Source organism: Hymenobacter nivis (genome assembly GCF_003149515.1).
Taxonomy (GTDB): domain Bacteria; phylum Bacteroidota; class Bacteroidia; order Cytophagales; family Hymenobacteraceae; genus Hymenobacter; species Hymenobacter nivis.
On the sequence record NZ_CP029145.1, the window covers coordinates 2,830,138 to 2,851,707 of the forward strand.

At 67.2% G+C, this 21,570-nt stretch carries 20 protein-coding genes and 1 pseudogene; 6 read left to right on the top strand and 15 right to left on the bottom strand.

What is annotated here, in order from left to right; translation table 11 throughout:
- The first annotated feature begins 188 nt into the window (after window positions 1-188).
- Window positions 189-1,073, top strand: coding sequence for a class I SAM-dependent methyltransferase (locus tag DDQ68_RS12525; protein WP_109656608.1), 885 nt, complete (start codon window positions 189-191; stop codon window positions 1,071-1,073).
- A 260-nt stretch (window positions 1,074-1,333) separates the two neighbouring features.
- Here DDQ68_RS12525 and DDQ68_RS12530 read toward each other — a convergent pair whose 3' ends face one another.
- Both DDQ68_RS12530 and DDQ68_RS12535 read right to left on the bottom strand, forming a co-directional pair.
- Entirely contained in the window at window positions 1,334-1,744 is a 411-nt protein-coding gene (locus DDQ68_RS12530) for a hypothetical protein (RefSeq protein WP_162550072.1), read from the bottom strand.
- On the bottom strand, window positions 1,717-2,025 hold the full coding sequence (locus DDQ68_RS12535; RefSeq protein ID WP_109656610.1) for a hypothetical protein: 309 nt from the start codon (window positions 2,023-2,025) through the stop codon (window positions 1,717-1,719). The genes DDQ68_RS12530 and DDQ68_RS12535 overlap by 28 nt, the downstream gene beginning before the upstream one ends.
- 94 nt (window positions 2,026-2,119) lie before the next feature.
- Between DDQ68_RS12535 and DDQ68_RS12540 the strand changes: the two genes are divergently transcribed.
- A complete protein-coding gene (locus DDQ68_RS12540; RefSeq protein WP_109656611.1) occupies window positions 2,120-3,061 on the top strand; it encodes a Ppx/GppA phosphatase family protein in 942 nt (313 codons plus the stop codon).
- 216 nt (window positions 3,062-3,277) lie between these two features.
- On the opposite strand, the gene DDQ68_RS12545 is transcribed toward DDQ68_RS12540, so the two are convergent.
- Complete coding sequence (locus tag DDQ68_RS12545; protein ID WP_162550073.1) at window positions 3,278-4,630, bottom strand: M56 family metallopeptidase; 1,353 nt, start codon at window positions 4,628-4,630, stop codon at window positions 3,278-3,280.
- Entirely contained in the window at window positions 4,627-5,058 is a 432-nt protein-coding gene (locus DDQ68_RS12550) for a BlaI/MecI/CopY family transcriptional regulator (protein ID WP_109656613.1), read from the bottom strand. The genes DDQ68_RS12545 and DDQ68_RS12550 overlap by 4 nt, the downstream gene beginning before the upstream one ends.
- 370 nt (window positions 5,059-5,428) lie before the next feature.
- Here DDQ68_RS12550 and DDQ68_RS12555 point away from each other — a divergent pair, with 370 nt between their 5' ends.
- Window positions 5,429-6,502, top strand: a complete 1,074-nt coding sequence (locus DDQ68_RS12555) for an Ldh family oxidoreductase (protein ID WP_109656614.1) — start codon at window positions 5,429-5,431, stop codon at window positions 6,500-6,502.
- A gap of 192 nt (window positions 6,503-6,694) precedes the next feature.
- On the opposite strand, the gene DDQ68_RS12560 is transcribed toward DDQ68_RS12555, so the two are convergent.
- On the bottom strand, window positions 6,695-7,540 hold the full coding sequence (locus DDQ68_RS12560; protein ID WP_109656615.1) for a murein L,D-transpeptidase catalytic domain family protein: 846 nt from the start codon (window positions 7,538-7,540) through the stop codon (window positions 6,695-6,697).
- A 170-nt stretch (window positions 7,541-7,710) separates the two neighbouring features.
- Window positions 7,711-8,532 carry a murein L,D-transpeptidase catalytic domain family protein gene (locus tag DDQ68_RS12565; protein ID WP_109656616.1) on the bottom strand — a complete coding sequence of 274 codons (822 nt, stop codon included), beginning with the start codon at window positions 8,530-8,532 and terminating at the stop codon, window positions 7,711-7,713.
- Window positions 8,533-9,027: 495 nt separating this feature from the next.
- Here DDQ68_RS12565 and hscA point away from each other — a divergent pair, with 495 nt between their 5' ends.
- The 3 genes from hscA to DDQ68_RS12580 all read left to right on the top strand — a co-directional run bounded on the left by hscA (window position 9,028) and on the right by DDQ68_RS12580 (window position 13,668).
- Window positions 9,028-10,902 (top strand): Fe-S protein assembly chaperone HscA, encoded by a 1,875-nt coding sequence (hscA, locus tag DDQ68_RS12570; protein ID WP_109656617.1) that lies wholly within the window; start codon window positions 9,028-9,030, stop codon window positions 10,900-10,902.
- An 86-nt stretch (window positions 10,903-10,988) separates the two neighbouring features.
- Window positions 10,989-12,326 carry an O-antigen ligase family protein gene (locus tag DDQ68_RS12575; protein ID WP_162550074.1) on the top strand — a complete coding sequence of 446 codons (1,338 nt, stop codon included), beginning with the start codon at window positions 10,989-10,991 and terminating at the stop codon, window positions 12,324-12,326.
- Between the two features lie 124 nt (window positions 12,327-12,450).
- Complete coding sequence (locus DDQ68_RS12580) at window positions 12,451-13,668, top strand: anhydro-N-acetylmuramic acid kinase (RefSeq protein WP_109656619.1); 1,218 nt, start codon at window positions 12,451-12,453, stop codon at window positions 13,666-13,668.
- Between the two features lie 135 nt (window positions 13,669-13,803).
- Here DDQ68_RS12580 and DDQ68_RS12585 read toward each other — a convergent pair whose 3' ends face one another.
- The 9 genes and pseudogenes from DDQ68_RS12585 to DDQ68_RS24435 all read right to left on the bottom strand — a co-directional run bounded on the left by DDQ68_RS12585 (window position 13,804) and on the right by DDQ68_RS24435 (window position 21,540).
- Window positions 13,804-14,070, bottom strand: coding sequence for a hypothetical protein (locus DDQ68_RS12585; protein WP_162550075.1), 267 nt, complete (start codon window positions 14,068-14,070; stop codon window positions 13,804-13,806).
- 127 nt (window positions 14,071-14,197) lie between these two features.
- Window positions 14,198-14,842 carry a response regulator gene (locus DDQ68_RS12590; RefSeq protein ID WP_109656621.1) on the bottom strand — a complete coding sequence of 215 codons (645 nt, stop codon included), beginning with the start codon at window positions 14,840-14,842 and terminating at the stop codon, window positions 14,198-14,200.
- Between the two features lie 67 nt (window positions 14,843-14,909).
- Window positions 14,910-16,853, bottom strand: coding sequence for a sensor histidine kinase (locus DDQ68_RS12595; protein ID WP_162550076.1), 1,944 nt, complete (start codon window positions 16,851-16,853; stop codon window positions 14,910-14,912).
- A 178-nt stretch (window positions 16,854-17,031) separates the two neighbouring features.
- Window positions 17,032-17,448 carry a hypothetical protein gene (locus DDQ68_RS12600; protein ID WP_109656623.1) on the bottom strand — a complete coding sequence of 139 codons (417 nt, stop codon included), beginning with the start codon at window positions 17,446-17,448 and terminating at the stop codon, window positions 17,032-17,034.
- Window positions 17,445-17,765 carry an FtsB family cell division protein gene (locus DDQ68_RS12605; RefSeq protein ID WP_109658422.1) on the bottom strand — a complete coding sequence of 107 codons (321 nt, stop codon included), beginning with the start codon at window positions 17,763-17,765 and terminating at the stop codon, window positions 17,445-17,447. The genes DDQ68_RS12600 and DDQ68_RS12605 overlap by 4 nt, the downstream gene beginning before the upstream one ends.
- A 119-nt stretch (window positions 17,766-17,884) precedes the next feature.
- Window positions 17,885-19,156, bottom strand: a complete 1,272-nt coding sequence (gene eno, locus DDQ68_RS12610) for a phosphopyruvate hydratase (protein ID WP_109656624.1) — start codon at window positions 19,154-19,156, stop codon at window positions 17,885-17,887.
- A gap of 154 nt (window positions 19,157-19,310) precedes the next feature.
- Window positions 19,311-20,111, bottom strand: a complete 801-nt coding sequence (locus DDQ68_RS12615) for a LytR/AlgR family response regulator transcription factor (protein ID WP_162550077.1) — start codon at window positions 20,109-20,111, stop codon at window positions 19,311-19,313.
- Window positions 20,086-21,147 carry a sensor histidine kinase gene (locus tag DDQ68_RS12620; protein ID WP_162550078.1) on the bottom strand — a complete coding sequence of 354 codons (1,062 nt, stop codon included), beginning with the start codon at window positions 21,145-21,147 and terminating at the stop codon, window positions 20,086-20,088. Before DDQ68_RS12620 ends, DDQ68_RS12615 begins: the two co-directional genes overlap by 26 nt.
- Before the next feature lie 69 nt (window positions 21,148-21,216).
- Window positions 21,217-21,540, bottom strand: a pseudogene (locus DDQ68_RS24435) (CPBP family intramembrane glutamic endopeptidase).
- Window positions 21,541-21,570: the final 30 nt, after the last annotated feature.

Here is a 21,570-nt window from a genome sequence, read left to right on the forward strand (position 1 = left end):
CGCATCCTTTTGCCCGGCCGTATTAACCAGTTCGGCAAGTGAGGCCCAGCGCCTTGCGAGTAGCCCCCGGTAACGGATAAAGCGAGCAGAGGTTTTCGGGGGTCCTGGCTGGCTGCCCGGGCCGCTTCGGGAAACCCGCGGGCGACAATGGGGCCCCGGGGGCCCGCCCCTACCTTTGCGGCCCGCTTATGTACGACTTCCTCACCACCTCGCCCTGGCCCGACTACGAGCTGATTGACTCCGGTAATTTCCAGAAGCTGGAGCGCTTCGGGCCCCACGTGCTGGCCCGCCCCGAGCCCCAGGCCATCTGGGACCCGCACCTGCCGCTCACAGAGTGGGAACGGGCCGACGCCGCCTTCGCCCGGGCCCCCGGCAGCACCGAAAAGGGCCAGTGGCGCCTCAAGCCCGCCATGCCCGAGCAGTGGCTGATTAACTACGAGCGGCCCGACGGGCTGAAGCTGAGGTTTCGGCTGGGCCTCTCGTCGTTTAAGCATGTGGGACTGTTTCCGGAGCAGGACCCGAACTGGCAATTCATTTACAACCAGACCAAAGCGCGCCGCGCCGCCCAGCCGCGGGTGCTAAACCTGTTTGCCTACACTGGGGCCGCCACCCTGGCCGCCCGCGCCGCCGGGGCCGACGTGACGCACCTGGACTCGGTAAAGCAGGTGAACTTCTGGGCCCGCGACAACATGGAGGCCAGCCGCCTCGACGGCGTGCGCTGGCTGGTGGAAGACGCCATGAAGTACGTGCGCCGCGAGGTGAAACGCGGCAGCAAGTACCAGGGCCTCATCCTCGACCCGCCCGCCTACGGCCGGGGCCCCAACGGCGAGAAGTGGCAGCTGGAGGACGAGCTGAACGAGCTACTCAAGCTCAGCCAGCAGCTGCTCGACCCGGCCGACCACTTCTTCGTGGTGAACCTGTACTCGCTGGGCTTCTCGGCGCTGATATTGGACAACCTGACCACGGCTATCTTCCCGGGGCCCAAGGCGGTGCGCGAGTTGGGCGAGATTTATCTGCACGATGCCGGGCAGCGCAAGCTGCCGCTGGGCACGTTCTGCCGGTTTGCGAATTAGCCGCGTTCCGTCTTAAAATCGGTTGGCTCCGCCCGGGGCAGCGACGCATCCTTGCGTCTCAGGTGTGAACGGCAGGCTTGCACGATGTCCGGGCAAGTCGTTCAAGCCGAAGACGCAAGGATGCGTCTCTACATCGGGCTGATTCTCACCTGAACAGTAGCGTTATTCCTAAATTAGAAAAAAGCGGAACGTCGTGCAGAGCGGTCATGCAGCGCGGTGTTTATTTGGGAACAACTCTAGCTCCTAAATCAAATGCATACCTAAGCCCGGGGCAGGGGGCCCGGCGGGCGGTTTAGCCAGTAGTGAAAGCCCAGCGTGCCGGCTGCGTAGGCCAGCACATCGAGCGGATCGGCCACGGCCCGGGCCGACCACAGCGGCAGCAGGCCCTCGAACCATACCGATACGCCGAGCCATGCGCCGACCAGCCACGCAACGGGCAAGGTGCCGCGCGGGTCAATGAGCCAGCGGTGCGCCGCCAGCGCCAGGCCCAGCATCAGCGGCAGGGCCAGCAGGTCGGCCAGGTGCGAGGTAACCAGGGCAGGCAGCGGCCAGTGCAGCCAGTGCCGGTTGAGCCACAGCCCGCCGTAGAGGCCGGCCGCGCCCACCAGCAGCGGGTGGCGCAGCCCCGGGGCCCCGCCCACGGCTAGGCGGCGATGGCCGTGGCCACCCACACGAAAAATGAGAGCAGCGCGATGAACAGCAGCTGCCCGCCCCGCCCAATCCACTTGAAGAAGGTCAGCACGGGGCCGTCTTCGGGACGAATTTCGATGAGGCGCAACGCTGATTTTTGCGGCTGCGCCGCCGCCACGGCATCGGCTTCGGCGCGCTGGTGGGCCTGCGGGTCGAGCAGGTGGCCGCAGTGCGTGCAGCGGTCGGTGGGCCGCAGCTCCCACTCGGACCACTGCTGGCAGAACGGGCATTTTTTGGTGGAAACGAGCGGAGTAGCAGCCATTACTTGTGCATACGCAGGCGGCGAAAGGGGCGTTGCAGGCCGCCGGCCCGCTTACTTTGCACCCGCCAGCCTCCCGGCACTTATTCTGCACCGTATGCCCCCGCGCCATCGCCTCGCCCTTATCGACATGGGCACCAACACGTTTCACCTGCTGATTGTGGAGCTGCCCGCCGTGCCCGGCCAGCCGCCGCACGAGCTGCTGCGTACCAAAGCCGGCGTGCGCCTGGGCGAGGGCGGTATCAGCAAGGGCGAAATCGCGCCCGAGCCCTACGCCCGGGCCCTGCATACGCTGGCCGGCTTCAAGGAAGAAATGGAGTTGCACGGCGTGACGCAGGTGCGCGCCACGGCCACCAGCGCCGTGCGCGTGGCCCGCAACGGCCCGGCGCTGGTGCGCGAAATTGCCGACCAGTTCGGCATCGAGGTGGAAGTGATTGCCGGCGAGCGCGAGGCCGAGCTCATCTGGAAGGGCGTGCGCCAGGCCGTGCCGCTGGGGCCCCAGCGCCAGCTCATCATGGACATCGGCGGCGGCTCGGTAGAGTTCATCATCGCCAACGACCACGAGATTTTCTGGAAGCAGAGCTTCGAGATTGGGGCCCAGCGCCTGCTCGACCAGTTCTTCCCCGACCCCAGCGGCGTGTTTCCGGCCGCTGCCGTGGCCGCCGAGCAGGCGTATTTCGATACCATGCTGGGGCCCCTGGTGGCGGCCCTCAGCGAGCTGAAGCCGGTGGGACTGGTAGGAGCCTCGGGCAGCTTCGACAGCCTGGCCGACATGCAGCTGGGCCGCCTGCGCACCGAAAAAGAATTGCCGCCCCGCGTCGAGCTGGCCCTCGGCAGCTTCCAGCACAGCTACGCCCAGCTGCTGAGCCGCGACCACGCCCAGCGGCTGGCGCTGCCCGGCATCCTGCCCATGCGGGCCAACATGCTGGTGGTGGCCACCGTGCTCATCGATTGGGTGCTGGGCATCAGCGGCATCACGCACATCCAAACCTCGGCCTTCGCCCTGAAGGAAGGGCTGCTGGCCGAGATGCTTTCCTAGGGCGAGGGGGTAAGAGAGCAGGTAGGTGGGAGATGGCCGTGGCCTGCATCAACTCCTACCGCAAGTACACCGGCGGGAAACAGTAGCAACAGGGCCCCCAGCCCACCCAAAAGTTATCCACAAACCCAATGTGGATAACTGGATAACTCCCTAAAAACCGGGCCCCGGCGCTGCGTAGCGCCGGGGCCCGGTCGGTTTTCGCCCAAGGCCGCTGGCTTAGGGCTGCCTGTCAAACTGGACGGGCACGGTGAAAATTACGTTCACCGGGATGCCGCCTTGGCGGCCAGGCACAAAGGCGGGCAGCTTGCTGACGGCTGTCATCACGGCCGCATCGTAGGCGGGCCCCAGGCCTTTTACTATTCTGGGTTCTACCACGGCGCCGTCCTTATTCACTGCGAAGGACACGAATATTCGGCCATCTTTTTGATCGGCCGCAGCGAGCGTTGGGTACTGAATATTTTTTTGAATGGCTTCCACAATGGCAGTATTACCGCCCCCACCGGGCAGGTGCGGCATCTCCTCTACGAACACGTAAAGCTTCGAGCCGTCCTTTAGCTGGTTAAATTGCAGTTCTGACGAAGCAATGGGCGGCGGAGGGGGCGGAGGCAGAGCTACCCCGTTGTTGGGTTGCGTATCAGCGGCCGGCTGGCAGGCTACGACCAACAGGCCCGCTACAACGGGCAGGGCCAGCCACTGCTTCCAGCGGCGCACGGGGTGAGACGACTTTAACATGGCAATGCGGGTGAGGGTGAGGGAATGGGTAAAAGAGTGCAGCAGGGACAGTGGCGCTTCGGGCAGCGTGATGCGGCGGGTGGCCAGCCGGGCCAGCAGCGTGGCGTAAGCGGTGGGCCCGGGCCGGGGCCCCGGGGCGGTGGGGGCGGCGGTGGTTTCGGCCAGGGCGGCGCGGTCGGCCAGTAGCTCGTGGGTGAGGGCCAGGGCCCGCACCAGCGGGTAGATGAAGGGGTTGAACCAGAGCACGGCGCGCCAGCTTTCCAGCCACAGCACGTCGTAGGTGTGGCCCTGGCGCACATGGGCCGCCTCGTGGGCCAGCACCTGGGCCGCCTCGGCGGGCGCCAGGGCAGCCGTCTCGTCCCAAAAAATGGTGCGCCCGAACGAGCTGGTGGGCAGCCGGCCGCCAGTATTGGCCAGCGCGTAGCCCGGCCCGGCAGTGCGGAGCAGGCCGCGCGTGGCTCGGTGCAGCCGCGCCAGCCGCCAGACAAGGCGGCCCAGGCCCACCGCCACGCTGGCCGCGTATAGCCAGACTAGCGGCGGAACTCCCGCCCACTCGGCCCCCCAGCCGCTGGCCTGTACGTGCAGCGTGGGCAGCACGAACGACGGCCCCACGCCCGCGCCGGCCAGCCCCGGGGCCCCCGGGGCCGCGGCGCCGGCCAGCCACCCCAGCGCCGGGCGCGGCAGCAGCGGCAGCCCCGCCGCCACCAGCGGCGCCAGCAGCAGGAACGCACGGTTGTAGCCGAAGCAGCGCTCGGCGCGCAGGGCCCCGCGGTACAGGACCCAGGCGGCACTTAGCCCCAGCACGGAGCCCAGCATCCAGGTTAGCAAGTCGTTCATGGTTGCGGGGCGTGGGGGGTGGCGGCGGCATCGAGGGCGGCGGGCGCGTCGTCGCTGGGGCCCCCGGCCTGGGCCTGGCGGAGCAGCGCGTCGAGGGAGGCGGCGTCGAGGTTTTCCTCCTGGGCAAAAAAGGAGAGCAGCCGGCTGAACGAGCCGCCGAAGTGCCCGCCCAGCAACTTGCGCAGCGAAAAGCGGCGGTAGTCGTCCTGCCCCACCAGGGCATGGTAGCGGTGCGTGCGCCCAAAGGCCTCGTAGCCCACAAAGCCCTTTTGCTCCAGAATGCGCACGATGGTGGACACCGTAGTGACGGCCGGCGCCGGGGCCGGCAGGGCCCCTTGCACGTCCTTGACGTAGCTGGGGCCCTCGCGCCAGAGGATTTGCATCACCTGCTCCTCGGCGCGGGTAAGTTCGGGGAAGGAAGGGCTCATGAGTGGATGCGGGAGGTGATGGAACAAATATCAACTAAATAATTAGTTTATCAACTAAATTGTTAGTTGATTAATTTAAAACGTTGATAAATAGTGTAATAAATATTTATACCCGCGTAAATTTTATTTTAAGGCAGTTCCCAAGTGGCGGTAGGGGCGGGGCTTGCCCCCGCCCGTCGCTGAACAGAATCGGTGGATTGGCGCACTATCCGGGCGGGGGCAAGCCCCGCCCCTACCGCCGCTGATTCCGAAGTCAGTGCGTAGAACCACCGCCAGGCCCCACCCCCGGCCCCTAACCACTCGTTCCACCGCGCGTCCGCGCTACATCCGCGCCGCTTCTACCTTTGCCCGTCCTACCAATTTCGTGCCCATGCCCACCCCCACTACGTTTGCTTATAACCAGCTATTTGCCTTCACCGAAGGCGTATTCCAGGCCATTGGCTGCCCCGAGGCCGACGCCACCCTGGCCACCGAAACCCTGCTGGCGGCCGATTTGCGGGGCGTCGATTCGCACGGCGTGGCCCGGCTGGTGGGCTACGTGCGCCTCTGGGAGGCCGGCCGCATCAACGCCGCGCCCCGCGTGGCCGTGACCTACGAAACGCCCAGCACCGCCGTGGTGGACGGCGACGGCGGCCTGGGCTTGGTGGTGGGGCCCCGGGCCATGCGCGTGGCCATCGAGAAGGCCCAACAGGTGGGCACCGGCTGGGTGTCGGTGAAGAACTCCAACCACTTCGGCATAGCAGGCTACCACGCCATGCTGCCCCTGGCCCACGGCATGATCGGGGTAGCCATGACCAACGCCTCGCCCCTGGTAGCTCCCACCTATTCTTTGGATAGACTACTGGGCACCAACCCCATTGCCGTAGCCGTGCCCGCCGGCGAGCAGCCCGATTTCGTGCTCGACATGGCCACCACCACCGCCGCCAACGGCAAGCTCGAAATCGCGCAGCGCAAGGGCCTGCCCCTGCCCGAAGGCTGGGCCCAAACCGCCGCCGGCCTGCCCAGCACCGACGCCAACGCCGTGAAGGACGGCGGGGCCCTGCTGCCGCTGGGCGGCGCCACCGGCTCGCACAAGGGCTACGGCCTGGGCGCGGTGGTCGATATTTTCTCGGCCGTGCTCAGCGGGGCCAACTACGGGCCCTGGGTGCCGCCGTTCGTGGCGTTCCTCCAGCCCTCGGCCAACCCCGTGGGCCAGGGGCTGGGCCACTTCTTCGGAGCCATGCGGGTCGACGCCTTCCGGCCCGCTGATGAGTTTAAAGCCCACATGGACAATTGGATAACCACCTTCCGCCAGGCCCACGCCGTGGAGGGCAAGCACGTCCTCATCCCCGGCGACCCCGAGCGCGACACCGCCGCCCACCGCCTGCTCGACGGTATTCCGCTGCTCGACGCCGTGGTGAAGGACCTGCAGGGCGTCGGGGCCAAGTTTGGGGTGAAGCTGTAGGAGAATTGGGGCCCCAGGAACGAGGATTGGGGCCCCAGGAACGGCGTAGAGACGCATCCTTGCGTCTCCGGTTTAAACGGCTTGCCCGAACATCGTTCAAACCGGAAACGCCAGGCTGCGCTGCTACAACCGGGCACAAAAAAAGGGCCTGCACATTATGCGCAGGCCCTTTTTTAGGTTAAAAACACGGCGTTACGATACGCGCTGAGCTTCGGCGGCCAGCGCTTGCATGGCCACGTGCTGGTTCAGGAATTTCGAGCGGTAGCCGGCGTGCGAGCGGTTGATGAAGAGGCAGGTGCCACCGTTCACAGCGTCGATGATTTGGGCGTACTGGTCCATGGGCAGGGCGGGGCAGCCGAGGCTGCGGCCCAGGCGGCCGTTCTGGCGGATGAACGCTTCACTCACGTAATCAGCGCCGTGCATCACCACCGAGCGGGTGGCGGCGTTGGTGTTGTAGCCCTCGTCGAGACCCTGGAGGCGCAGCGAGTGGCCGTGCTTGCCCTGGTACTCGCCGCCCGTCACGTAGAAGCCGAGGCTGCTCATGTTGCTGGCGTCGGTGTTGGAGAAGTTGGTGGCCTCGTTCCCGCCCGAGTTGTGGCCGTGAGCCACCAGGGTGTGGAAAATAATTTGCTGGCTGGCCAGGTTCACCACCCACAGCCGCTTCTCGGTGCTGGGCAGGTCAAAGTCCACCACCGTCAGCAGCTGCTTGCCATCGGCGAGGCGGCCGCCCTGCTTGAGGTTGAGGTAGCCGGTCATGGCTTTCTCGAACACCTCAAACTTCAGGCCCTGGGCCTGGGCCCCGAGGCCGGCGTAGGTTTCGTGTAGCTTCAGATCGAACAGCAGCGCTTTGGTGGGGGCCACATGGGCCGCCTGGTGCGTGCCCACGGCGGCATTGCCGGCCAGCGAGCGGCTCACCGGGCCCGCCCCCGGTGTGGCCAGGAACAGCGCGGCCAGGAAGGGCAGCACACGCCGCACGAGGCGCTTGGTACGCCGGTCGCGGCGCTGGCGCAGGACAACGCTAACATGATGCTTTTCCATAGACTAATACAATCTGCTGAATAACAAGGGCGAATCAGTAAGCAAAGTAGCCAATAGTGGCCAATTAACACCGAAAGCCCCGAGGCACATACGCAAAAACAGCGGCGGTGGCGCACGGCATAACCTAAATTTTAGCCAAAATATTCCCGGTAGATTACCGCGCCGGGGCCCTAGCCCCAGCCGCGGGCCAAAAACCGGCGGGTGGCCACGGGTCCGTCGAGCCAGCGCGAGTGCAACCCGGGCCCGCTCAGCAGCAGCGTAGTACCGCCCTGCACCGTGCTGATAATAGCCTTGAACTGCTCGGGCGGCAGCGCCGGGCAGCCGCGGCTGTAGCCCAGGTGGCCGTGCTGGCGCACGTAGGCCGGGCTGGCGTAGTCGGCGGCGTGCAGCACCACGTAGCGGTTGTAGGCGTTGGCGTTTTCGCCCTTGTCCAGCCCCTCCAGGCGGCGCGAGTAGCCGTGGATGCCGTCGTAGCTGCCCGCCGTGCGGTAGAAGCCCAGCGAAGTGCAGGCCGACGCCTCTTGGTTGGAGAAGCGGCGGGCGCGCAGGTGACCCGAGCCTTCGCCGTGGGCCACCAGGCTGCGGTACAGTACTTTGGCGTTTTTCAGGTCGAGCACCCACAGGCGCTCCTCGGTGTTGGGCAGGTCCATGTCGGCCACGGCCAGCAGGCCGGCGCGGAAGCTAGGGTCGGTGCGGCGCAGGGTGAGGTAGCCCACGCAAGCCTGCTCCAGCACGGCCGGGCGCAGCGCGGCGGCGGCGGGCCCCAGGGCCGCGTGCAGCTGGGCAATAGCCCGGCGCAGGGTGTCGGGAACTTCGACTACGGCGGGCACGGGCGTAAGCACCAGCGAATCGGGCAGGGCCGCCGGGGGCCCCGGGGGCAGCCCCGGCGGGGGCCCCGCGGCCGTGGGCACGTCGGCGGGCCGCTGGCAGCCGGCCGCGCCCATGAGCACGGCCAGGGCCGCGCCGGTCAGCAAAGCGGGAAAGCGCATCATGCCCCGAAACTACGCGCCCGCCGCAAGAAAACCGACGGTGGGCGCCAGCTTTTCTTATTTTTATCCAATGCGCGGGGGTGCGGCGGCATTCGGCGGCGGGCGTGGGGCCGGGCGTTGGTGGGAACTATTGGGCGCGCAAGAGTGTGCCGCCAGGCTGTGCTGGCGCAGGCAAAACCATACCCCTAAAGCGGTTTTCAGATCAGTCTACCGTCCAGTCCGCTGGCTTTTCGGCTGGCGGGCCGTTTGGCTGGCATCCACCCATTCTCCCCAACGGCAAGCGGCCGGCCGGTTGAAAAAGCCAGCGGACCGGTAACGACTGGCTGGCACACTGATCCGGAGACTGCACTCCGATATAAACCTCAGCCCCAGCCGGGCCGTTGAACTGGAGCGCCCGCCCGCAGCGCTGGGCGTATTTTTGGGCCCGACCGGCTGATGCCGGGCCGCATCGCTTCCTCGCTCTTATCCGTGCCGCCTCCGCTGCGGCGTTTTGCTCTTATGGCCAAAGTCGCCATCAACCTCACCACCGGGGCCCTCCAACAGGAGGAAATCATCGTCGGCATCGACCTCGGCACCACCAACAGCCTGGTGGCCTACGTGCACCCCGAAACCCGCCAGCCGTTGGCCATCAACGACCTGGGGCGGGGCAGCATCGTGCCATCGGTGGTGCACTTTCCGGCCGATGGCCACGACCCGGTGGTGGGCACCGAAGCCCAGGAATACCTGCTCACGGACCCGCAGCGCACCATTTACTCGGTGAAGCGGCTGCTGGGCAAAAGCTACCGCGACCTGGGGCCCCACGCCGGCCAGCTCGGCTACAAGATAATTGACGACAACGCCGAGGGCCTGGTGAAAATCCGCGTTGCCGACCGGTTTTACTCGCCCATCGAGCTGTCGGCCGACATCCTCAGGGAGCTACGGGCCCGCGCCGAGCACGCCCTCAAAACGCCCGTCAACCGCGCCGTCATCACGGTGCCGGCGTACTTCAATGACTCGCAGCGCCAGGCCACGCGCGATGCCGGCCGCCTGGCGGGCCTGGAGGTGCTGCGCATCGTGAACGAGCCCACCGCCGCGGCCCTGGCCTACGGCATCGGCCTAAGCCCCGACGAGGAGAAAACCGTGGCCGTGTACGACCTCGGCGGCGGCACCTTCGACGTGAGCATTTTGCGCATTCAGCAGGGCATTTTTGAGGTGCTGAGCACCAATGGCGATACGTACCTGGGCGGCGACGACTTCGACCGCGCCATTGCCGAGCACTGGCAGGCCACGGCCGGCCTGCCCGCCGCCTTCGCCACCGACCCGCCCCTCCAGCAGCAGCTGCGCCTGGCCGCCGAAATGGCCAAGCGCTACCTCAGCCAGCACGACGATTTCACGACCCAGCTCACCGACGCCGCCGGCACGGTGTTTCCCGTGGCCCTCACCAAAGCGCAGTTCAACGAGCTGGTGGGGCCCCTGGTGGCGCGCACCATCGATGCCTGCCGCCAGGCCGTGGCCGATGCCAAGCTGGACGTGGGGGCCCTGGACGCCGTGCTGCTGGTGGGCGGCTCGACGCGCGTGCCGCTGGTGTTCGACGAGGTGTCGAAATTCTTCGGCCAGCCGGCCAATAACTCGCTGAACCCCGACGAGGTGGTGGCGCTGGGCGCGGCCATCCAGGCCGATATTCTGGCTGGCAACCGGCGCGACGTGCTGCTGCTCGACGTGACGCCGCTCACGCTGGGCATCGAGACGCTGGGCGGGCTGCTCGACCCCATTATTCCGCGCAACTCGAAGATTCCGACCAAGGCCGGGCGCCAATACACTACGAGCATCGACGGGCAGGTGAACCTGAAAATCGGCGTGTACCAGGGCGAGCGCGACCTGGTGAGCCAGAACCGCAAGCTGGGCGAGTTCATCCTGACCGGTATCCCGGCCATGCCCGCCGGCCTGCCCAAGGTGGACGTGAACTTCCTGCTGAACGCCGACGGCATCCTGCAAGTGGAGGCCGTGGAGCTGCGCTCGAACACCCGCCAGCAGGTCGAAATCAAGCCCCAGTACGGCCTCACCGACGAGCAGGTGGAGCAGATGCTGATGGACTCGCTGCTGAACGCCAAGGACGACGTGGCCGCCCGCCTCCTCATAGAGGCCCGCACCGCCGCCGAGCAGCTGCTCTACCAAGTCGAGAACTTCACCCGCAAGAACCGCGTGCACCTCACCGAAGAGGAGCTGGCCACTACCGGGGCCCAGGTGGGGCGCGTGCGCGCTGCCCTGGCCGGCACCGAGCGCGACCCCATCCTCAAGAGCATGGACGAGCTCGACGAGCTGACGCGGCCCTACGCCGAGCGGGTGATGAACATCTCCATCCAGCAGGCCATGGCGGGCAAGAAGATCGGGTAGCAGCGCGGTTGGCAGGCGGTATGCTTTCTTGCGTCCCGCTGGCCGCGCCCGCGCACCGTTTTATTGCTTGCCGCACGATTCCTAACATGATTTCTCCACGTTTTCGCTCGCTGCTGTTGTGGCTGTTTTACGTCGCCTTGGCTAGTCTGCCGCTGTCCATCAACTGGTTTTCGCCCTGGGGCCACTTCGGGCTGCTGGTGGCCGTCGAGCCCCTGATGGTGCTGACCGTGGGCCTGGTGGGCCTGGGCGTGCTGGCCGGGTGGGTGGCCCGGCCCGGGCCCAGTTCCTTGCTCGACAAGCTGGTGGGGCTGCACTTAGGGGCCCTGCTGCTGGCCACGGCTTTTTCCAGCGATGCGCAGGTATCGGCCAAGTACGTGACCACGGTGCTGGTCTTCGTGGGCTTTGGCTACGGCGTGCCGCGGGTGCTGCGCCTGGGGCGCACCGAGTGGGGGCGGGCGGTGGTGGCGCTGGGCGCGGGCACTGGCGCGCTGGCGCTGTACGTACTGGCGCGCCACGTGCTGCTGGGCATCTCGTACCCGCTCTCGTACGCCATTGCGCAGCCATTTTTGCCGCACGGCCACACTAACCTGACGGTGCTGCTGGAGCCCTTGGTGCTGGGCCTGAACCTGGTGCTGCTATTCCACCCCCGGGCCCAGGGCCCCCGCGGCCGCCTGCTGGCCACGGGGGCGCTCACCGCCGTACTGATGGCGGTGGCGTTTTCCTACTCGCGGGCTTCCTACATCTCGCTGCTGGTGCAGGCGGTGCTGCTGCTGGTGCTGCTAGGCCGCCCGGCCGTGGCCCGGCTGTGGGGGCCCTGGGCGGTGGCCGGGGCCCTGGTGTTCGGTAGCTGGCAGGGCATTACGTGGCGGCTGGCCCCACCGGAGGCCGTGGTTACCGCCCCCTCGGGCGAGCGCCCCACCCTGCTGCACGAACTGGGGTCGGTGAGCGATTTCACGGCCACCAACGAGTCGAACGCCGAGCGCCTCAACCGCTGGAAGTACGGCCTGGTCCTGTACCGGCGCACGCCGCTGGTGGGCATCGGGCCCGGTACTTTTCCCGACCGCTACCTCGATTTCGCGCGCAGCATGCCCGCGCACGACCGGTACTACACCACCTTTCGGCGCATGAACGTGCACAACCTCTACCTCGGCTGGCTGATCGAGGCGGGGGCCCTGGGGCTGCTGACCGGCCTATTGGTGCTGGGCTACGCGGTGCTGGGCCAGCTACGCCGCATAGTGCACGGCGAGCGGTCGGCGCTGGCCGTTGGCCTGGCCTTGTACTTTGTTTTCTTTCTGTTGCATTCCTTTGTCCAGGATTTCTGGCAGGAGCCGCGAGTAATCGTGGTGTTCTGGCTGGCCCTGGCACTGCAACGCTACTACGCCCAAGCCGCCCGGGCCCCCGCCGAGAGCCCGCTGCTGGCGTAACGCGCCGCGCCTTCCCTGCTGCCGCGCCTTCCCCGTGCCTGGCCGGGGCCCTGGCGCCGCCCAGCAGCACAAGCGGGTATAAAACTCGTCTTGTACTTAATAAAAGGTTCTTAAAGGCGCAAGAATGAACGCAGCCATTGCCCGCCTCTGCCACCTGGCCCAGCAGCCCAGCCGCCGCATCGTAGGGCTGATGTCGGGCACCTCGCTCGACGGGCTCGACGTGGCGCTGTGCCGCCTCACGGGGCACGGCGCGGCCACGCAGCTGGCGCTGGAGCACTTTGCTACGGTGCCCTACACCGATGACGTGCGCCGACGCATTCGGCAGGTATTTGCCCGCGAGCAAGTTAGCCTCGAATACCTAACCTTGCTGAACCCCTGGCTGGGCCGCCTGCACGCTGGCATGGTGCTGGAGTGCCTGCGCGCCTGGCAGGTGGCCCCGGTCGACGTGGACCTCGTGGCCAGCCACGGCCAAACCGTGTACCATGCCCCGGCCCACCAGCACCAGCAGGCCGATTTCGCGGGCCAGAATGCCACATTGCAGCTTGGCGACGGCGACCACGTGGCCCAAGGCACGGGCATTATCACCGTCAGCGACTTCCGCCAGAAGCACCTGGCGGCCGGCGGCGAGGGGGCCCCGCTGGCCACCTACGGCGACTACCTGCTGCTGAGCAGCCCCGCCGAAGCGCGCCTGCTGCTGAACCTGGGCGGTATCGCCAACTTCACCTACCTGCCCCGCACCGGGGCCGACGCCCGCACCGCCTTCAGCACCGACACGGGCCCCGGCAACACCCTGCTCGACGCCACCATCCGGGCCCGCCGGCCGGGCTTGCACTACGACGCGGACGGCCGCCTGGCCCTGGCTGGCCGCGTGCACCCCGGCCTGCTAGGGGCCCTGCTCGACCATCCGTTTTTCGCCGCTGCGCTGCCCAAAACCACGGGCCCCGAACTGTTTGGCCCCGCCTACCTGGCCGCCGCACAGGCCCAAACCGGCACCGCCGCCCTGGGCCTCGAAGATCTGCTGGCCACGCTGGTGGAGCTGAGCGCCGCGGGCGTGGCGCGGGCCGTGCGGCAGGTGTTTGGCAGCGCGAGGGCCCCGCTGCCGGCGGTGTACACCAGCGGCGGCGGGGCCCACAACCCGGCGCTGCTGGGGGCCCTGCGCCGCCACCTGCCGGGTGCCGCCTTCGCCAGCACCGCCGCGCTGGGCGTGCCGCCCGACGCCAAGGAGGCTATCCTGTTTGCGGTGCTGGCCAACGAGGCGGTGGCGGGCCAGCCAGTGGCGCTGGGCGCGGGGCGGCAGCGCGTGCCGGCCGTCACGATGGGCAAAATCTCATGGCCCGGGTAGCCATGCTGCCCGGTGGGCCCCGGGTACAAACGGGGAGAACTGCTAGCCGCGCCCAAGCCCAAACACCAAGTGTAGTCCGGCACGGGACACCTGGTGTTTGGGCTTGGGCGCAGCGGCGCGGGGCGCTGCCGCCGGCTACGGTGCGGTGTGCACCTGGATGGGGCAGTCGGCGGCGGCGGTGGTGGTGGCCCCGCCCATGCGCAGCGTGTCGGTGCTCGACCATGCCACGAACTTGTCGCCGCCGACCTCGGTGGCCGTGCCCACGGCTTGCACCCGGCCGGTGTTGCTGCCCGAGCCGGCGGCGGTCCAGACGAGCGCGGGCTCTTGTGCAACCCAACAGAAGGCGGGTAGGTACCGCCGCGCCAGCAAGCGCACGGCAGGAACGAGTAAACGTGTTTTCATAAAAATACGAAGAAGGGTAATACACCAGTGCCTGCTTGGCTAAAGCCTTGCGCTCCACAAAGTTTTCCATAAATCCTGCTCCGGGCAATACCTACTTATAAGTAATTTTTGGGGCCCCGGCCGTTGCTTATAAGCCGTGCTCGTGGGCAAAGCGCATCAGCTCAGCCACGCCGTGCAGGCCCAACTTCTGCATCAGGTTGCGGCGGTGGGTGGCCACCGTGACTTCGGCCAGCGAGAGGCGTGCGGCAATGGCGCGGGAGGAGAGGCCCTCGCACACGAGACCGATGATTTCGCGCTCGCGCGCCGAGAGCTGATGCAGGCGCAGCAGGGCCTCGGCGGCCGGGTGGGGCGCGGCGGCGGCCCGGGGCCCCGGCCGGGCCGGAAACACCCGCTGCCCCGCGTGCACGGCCCGGATGGCAGCCAGCAAGTCGGTGGCCTCCGCCGATTTGTCGAGGAAGCCGTGGGCCCCGGCCGCCGCCACCTGCGCCACCAGCCCGGGCGAGGTGGCGCTGCTGAACACCAGCACCCGCAGCGCCGGCCACTGGCGGCGCAGGCGCGGCAGCAGGGCCAGGCCGTCGTGGGGCGGCGGCAGGTGCAAGTCGAGCAGCAGCACATCGGCCGGCAGCGCGGGGGCCCCTTCCAGGAACGCCAGCAGGGCCCCGCCGGTGGCAAACTGCCCGCTCACCGCCAAGTCTGGCTCTTGGCTGAAGAGCGCGGCCAGGCCCCGCGTCAGGGCCGGGTGGTCGTCCACGAGAATTAAATGGCATGGCATAAGCAAGCAGCAAATAACGCTCGGCAATAAACGCCAAAATTACTGGCAATCAATGACTCGTTACCTCTTAAAACACTGGTAGCTCGACGGTAACGACCGTGCCCTGGCCGGGCTGGCTGCTGATGAGCACCCGGCCGCGCAAATAGCTGGCACGGGCCTGCACGCCGCGTAGGCCCAGGCCCCCGCGGTGCGGGGCCGGGCCGTGGGGGTCGAAGCCCCGCCCGTCGTCGGCCACAGTGATGCACAGGCCGGTGTGGAGGCAGCGCACGCCCACGTGCACGTAGCTGGCCTGGGCGTGGCGCAGGGCGTTGTGCAGCAGCTCGGCCACAATGCGGTAGGCGGCCTGGGCCAGGGGCGCGGGCAGGCCGTCGGCGCCGGGGTCGCAGCGGGCCGTCACGCGGGGGCCATCGTCGGTTAGGGCGAGGGTTTCGACGAGCAGAGCCAGGGCCTGGGGCAAGGGCAGCAACTCGTCGGCCGGGATGGGCAGCAGCACGTGGCTAAGGGTGCGCACGTCGTGGCGCAGCTGGCGCAGCAGGGCCTCGGTTTGGGCGTGGGCCTCGGCCAGCAGCGGCGGGGCCAGGGCCAGGGCCTGCCGTACCAGCCGGCCCTGCCAGGCCAGGTGCAGGGCGGTGAGGCCGGGGGCCAGGGCGTCGTGCAGCTCGCGGGCCAGGGCCGCGCGCTCCTCCTCCTGGGCCCCGATAAGGCGCTGGCCGGCCACCGCCCGCTCGCGCAGCTGGCGCACGCGCAGCTCGGCGTTCTGGCGCAGCGTGTGGCGGAAGCGGCCCGTGAGCAGGGCGCTCAGCGCGAGCAGCTCCAGGGCCAGGCCCCAGGCCAAGCCGTTGGGGTCGGCGACGTGGATGTTGGTCAGCCCCGAGCGGTTCAGCAAAAAGTTGATGCTGCCCAGGAAAAAGCAGCTGTACGTGAGCCCGTAGAGCGCCGCCAGCCGCCGCTGCGGCGGCCGCCCCCGCGCCCACACCACGCCCAGTACCCCGGTACCAGCGGCCAGCAGCGCCCACAGCAGCACCTCGCGGGCACCGTTCAGCCAAACCAGGCCCGACGGGGCCCGCGCCAGCACGGGCCCGAACAGCAGGGCGTAGGCCCCCGCGCACGCCACTGCCCCTACGCTCAGCCCCACGCTGAAGCGGTACAGGCGGGGCCAGCCCTGCCGCAGCCGCACAAACAGCCCCATGATGCGCAGCCCGCAGGCCAGGGCCAGCAGCAGCACGCTGTACTGCCCCAGCCGCCAGCCCAACCCGTAAGCCCACGGCGGCAGCAGCCAGGCATCGAGGCCGTCTTCCATCAGCAAAAACCAGGTGATGAAGAACACGTAGGCCCCGTACCAGAGGTGGATGCGGTCGCGCAGAAAGGCGTAGAGGAGGAGGTTGAACAAGGCGCTGCTCAAGTACACGCCCAGTAGCCACACCCAGTTTTTGGTCATGAAAAACCCCGACTCGTAGGCCAGGTAGTCCTCGGCCGTCGTCAGGTCGGTGGGCAGGTATAGGGCCCCGGTGTGGTTGTCCACGCGCAGGTACACCACGGCCTGGGCCTGGGCTTCGAGCCAGAACGGCAGGCAATTGGCCCGCGCCGGAAACCCGCGCTGGGCGGCCACTACCCGCCCGCTGGTGGCCGCCACCAAGCGCGGCACGCCCCGCCCGCCGGGCTGCACAAAGAGCGTGGCACTGTCCACAAACGTGTACAGGCTCCACACGAAGCGGGTGCGCTGGGGCAGCGTGTTCACCACAGTGGCCCGCAGCCACAGCCGGTCCTGGGTGTAGCCCACCTGAAACACGCGCCCCGGCGGCACCCCCCGGAACTGCCCGGCGGCCCACAGCGCCGCCGCTTCGGCCCCGCTGTTGGGCTGGGCACAGGCGTCGAGGCAGTAGGCAAAGTAGTGGTTCCAAGGCCCGTCGTTCACGGCTTGCAGGAATAAGGTATCGGCGGCCAGGGGCCCCGGGCGGGCCCCGGCCGGCCCGGCCAGCAGCCAGCCGCACCCTAACCAGCCAAGCAGCACGAAAAAACGCATGGAACGCTCGCCACCGCTGTTTTACCCGGGAAGCCCCACAATATAGAACAAAGTTTTTTTATTGATTTCCCAAGTTGCAAATCGGTGCCCGTGGCTGCTTCGCCCGTTCAACTAATTGGTCCTCAGCCTTACTTGCATTTAGCATCGAACGGTACCACCCCACACCTCAGCGCCGCCGCACCACCACCCCGAACCCCAGCGGCCGGGTGGCCAGCGAATCCTGAAACGTGACGTCGAGCACTACATGGGGCCCCGGCCGGGCCGAATCGGCGGCAAACCGGAACTGGTAGAACAGTAGCGCCGGCCGCCCCTCGGGCAGGCGCCAGCCCAGCTTGTACAGCTCGATGGCGGGGCCCCAGCGCCAGGCCTGCGCCCGCAGCGCCGCCACCTGGCCCGCCGCCTGCGGGGCCGACAGTGCCGCCCCGGGGGCCAGCGCGGCGTACGCGGCGCGGGGCCGGCCGGCCAGCGCATTCAGCAAAAATTGGCGGGCCAGGGAGGCCTGCGGGGGCCGCGCCGCGGGGGCCCCCAGGCTGGCCGCCGCCCAGGCCAACAAGCCTAACAGGGCCCCCAGGGCGCTTTTCACTTGCCCTCGGCGTCTTCGGGCACCATGATGAACAGGTCCTCGCCGGGGCGCTTCATCAGGTATTTTTCGCGGGCAAATTTCTCCAGCAGCGCGGGGCTGCTCATCAGCTCGGCGCGGTCACTCTTCACGGTTTCGATGTTGTCGAGGTAGTACTGCTTTTCATTCAGCAGGTCCTGGTACTTTCGGTAGATGTCGAACTGCTTGCCCAGGTCGTTGGCGTCGAACACCACCATCCACACCAAAAAGGCCCCGCCTACGAGGAAGTAAAAGCTGCGCACCACGCGCAGCACCGGCACCAAAACCCGGGGTATTTTCATCAGCGTTTCGTCGTTAGGGGGACCTAAAGCTACGCAAAAGCCCCCGCTGTTCAGCACAGCGGGGGCTTTCTCCATCCGTAAAAACGCGCGGCGTGCGGACTCGTCGAGCCCGCGCGGCACTACATTTTGCGGCCGGGGAAGTAGGCGATTTCGCCCAGCTCTTCCTCGATGCGCAGCAGCTGGTTGTATTTAGCCATGCGGTCGGAGCGCGAGGCCGAGCCAGTTTTGATCTGGCCGGTGTTCAGGGCCACGGCCAGGTCGGCGATGGTGCTGTCTTCGGTTTCGCCCGAGCGGTGGCTCATGATGGACTTGTAGCCGTTGCGACGGCCCAGGTTCACGGCGGCAATCGTCTCAGTAAGGGTACCGATCTGGTTGACTTTGATGAGGATGGCGTTGGCAATGTGCTCGTCGATGCCCTTCTGAATGCGCTCCACGTTGGTCACGAACAGGTCGTCGCCCACGAGCTGGATTTTTTTGCCCAGCTTTTCGGTCACCATTTTCCAGCCCGCCCAGTCGTCTTCGGCAAGGCCGTCTTCCAGGCTGATAATCGGGTACTTGTTGACCCAGTCGGCCCAGTAGTTCACCATTTGCTCAGGCGTGAGCTTGTCGCCGGTGCTCTTTTTGAAGTGGTAGTGGCCATCTTCGAAGAACTCCGACGCGGCGGGATCCAGGGCAATCATCACCTGCTCGCCGGGCTTGTAGCCGGCCTGCTCGATGGCTTGCAGCACAATCTGGATGGCCTCTTCGTTGCTCTGGATGTCGGGGGCAAAGCCGCCTTCGTCGCCCACGTTGGTGCTGTAGCCTTTTTTCTTCAGCACCGTTTTGAGGGTGTGGAAGATGTCGGTGCCCCAGCGCAGCGCCTCCGAGAAGGAACTGGCGCCCACAGGCATCACCATAAATTCCTGAAAGTCAATCTTGTTGTCGGCGTGCGAGCCGCCGTTGAGGATGTTCATCATCGGCACGGGCAACGTAGTGGCGCCCATGCCGCCCACGTAGCGGTAGAGCGGCATACCGGCGTCTTGGGCAGCGGCGCGGGCGGCGGCCAGGCTCACGCCCAGGATGGCGTTGGCCCCGAGGTTGCCCTTGTTAGGAGTGCCGTCGAGCTCGATCATGATTTTATCGATCAGCCCCTGCTCGTACACCGAGAAGCCCACCAGCTCTTCGGCCAGCGTGGTGTTCACGTTCTCCACCGCCTTGAGCACGCCCTTGCCCTGGTACATGGCTTTGTCGCCGTCGCGCAGCTCCACGGCTTCGTGCACGCCGGTGCTGGCCCCGCTGGGCACAGCGGCACGGCCCGTGGCCCCGCTGTCGGTGGTCACGTCAACTTCGATGGTGGGGTTGCCGCGCGAATCAAAAATCTGGCGGGCGTGGATTTGCGAAATGATGCTCATTGACAATGAGGGTTGGTTGGGGAGGAAATTTCCAAAAGCACGCCCCGGCGGCCCCAATGCCCGCCGCGGCGCGTTGCGGCGGCAAGGTACTCATTCCGTTTTAGCTCCCCACTAGGGCCCCGCGCAACACGGTAACTTAACACGCGCCGGGGCCCTACCCTTCCAGCCAGCGCCGGAACTCAGGCGTTTGGGCGGCGCTGGTGGTGAGCACCGCCGCGGGCTTGGTGCGCAGCTGCACCGCCAGCCGGTTGTTGAAGTACGCCTCCACGCGCGCCACGAAGGCAATGTTAACCAGCTCGGAGCGGTTGAGGCGGCCAAAGTGGGCGGGGTCTAGCTGGCGCTCCACCTCGGCCAGCGTGCCGGCCAGCGGATAGTGCGCGCCGGCCGCGTCCACGGCGAAGGCCACGCCCGCATCTGCCTGTACGTAGGCCACGTCGGCCACGGGCAGCACGTAGAGGCCGTTGCGCATCCGCACCGAAAACCGCTGCTTGTATTGGGGCCCCGGCGGCGGGTGCAGGGCCTGAGCCAATGCGCGCAGCACTTCAGGGCTCAGCGCTGGGGGCCCTAGCACCGGGGCCCCAGCGCCAGCGTTGGGGCCCCCAGCCAAGAGCTGGTACTTGTCCAAAGCTTCGCGAAACTGGGCGTAGTCGAACGGCTTGAGCAGGTAGGCGATGCCGTTGCCCCGGAACGCGGGCAGCAAAAATTGGTCGTAGGCGGTGGTGAAGATGACCGGGCACGTCACCCGGAACTGCTCGTAGAGCCCAAACACGTTGCCGTCGAGCAGCTCAATGTCAGAGAGAATCAGGTCCGGCATGGGGTGCGTTTCCAGCCAGGCCAGGGCCTTGGCCACGCTGCGCAGCACGGGCGGGGCCGGCGGCGCCAGCCCCGCCCGGACCAGAAAATCCACCGTTTGGCGGGCGGCCAGCTCTTCATCTTCCAGAATCAGGATGTTCATCGCAAGGCAGGCTTGGGGGCCCCGGGGCCAGCGCCACCAGTGGCACGGCCACGGCAAAGGTGGCGGCGGTGGCCGTGATGGCAATTTCCTGGCCGGCCAGCAGCCGGTACCGCTCGCGCAGGTTGGCCAGCCCCGTGCCCAGCGAGTCGACGGCCGTACGCTTGGGCCGGCGCGGGTGGACCACGCGCAGGGCCCCAGCGGTGGCCCCGATGGTGATGCGCAGCGGATCGTCGTCGCCGCCGGCATTGTGCTTGATGGCGTTTTCCACCAGCAGCTGCACCGTGCCCGGCACCACCAGCAGCCGGTGCAGCTCGGCCGCCGCGGGCAGCTCCTGCCGGAACTCGTAGGCCGCGCCGAAGCGGTGGCGCAGCAGGTAAATGTATTCGTCCACGAATTGCAGCTCCTCGGCCAGCGTCACAAAATCGTCGTCTTTGTGGCGAATCAAAAAGCGGTAGAGCGCGGCGAAGCGGGTCAGGTACTCGTGGGCCTCGGCCGGGTCGTGCTGAATGAGGCCCCGCAGCACGTTGAGGTTGTTGAACAGAAAGTGTGGGTCAATTTGGGCTTTGAGGTGGCGCAGCTCGCTTTCGGTCTGGGCCTGCCGCAGCTGCAATACCTTTTTCTGGGCCTCAAAGTAGCGCTTGCCCGTCAGCAGTACGGCCAGCAGGCCGTAGCTTTTGGCGTGGGCCACGGCCCCCAGCACCAGCCACACCCCCGAAAGCGGCCCTGTGTGCCCCAGCAGGGCCCCGTAGAGGCTGACGTACGCCCAGCCGCTCAGCAGCAAAAACAGGGGCAGTAGTGCCAGGCCCAGCCAGTGCCGCCGGTTCAGGAACAGCGGCAGCAGGCCCCCCACCAGCACGCCCATCGTAGCAGTATCGAACAGCACCGTGGCCCCCACCACCGGCAGCGCCCGGGCCCAGCCCCAGCCGGTATCGGCCTCGTACTGCACCAGCAGAATGGGCCCCACCACGAGCCAGTACGCGGCTACCAGCCCCAGGTCCGAGCGCGAAAGCCGCGGCGCGGCAGGAAAAGCATTCATGCGAAAAGGGGTGTAATCAATGGCCAAGGTAATCAGCTATCGTTGGGGCCCCAGCGCGCTACCGCAACGCTAGGCCTTCGCCAACGCCACCAGCTGCGCCACTTCGTTCATACCCGAGTGCACGAAGATGGGCAGCAGCAGGCTCCCGCTCCGCGCCCGGCACCAGGCCAGCACGAACCCGCCCACTGTCGGGATGGCCATCGGCAATAGTTACAGCGCGACGTGCAAATCGGGGCCGACACGCAAGCCGTGGCACAGCCCAAAAACAAGCGAGCTGGACACCGTGCCCCGTCCCACATCGGCCCCCAGCACGCGCACCCGCTCCGTAAAGGTCCGGTCGAGCAGCGCCAATAGCACCCCGCGAAAGGCAAGCTCTTCGGTCAGCCCAGGCATTGTCAGTTAAAATAAGTGGTATTCCAGCGC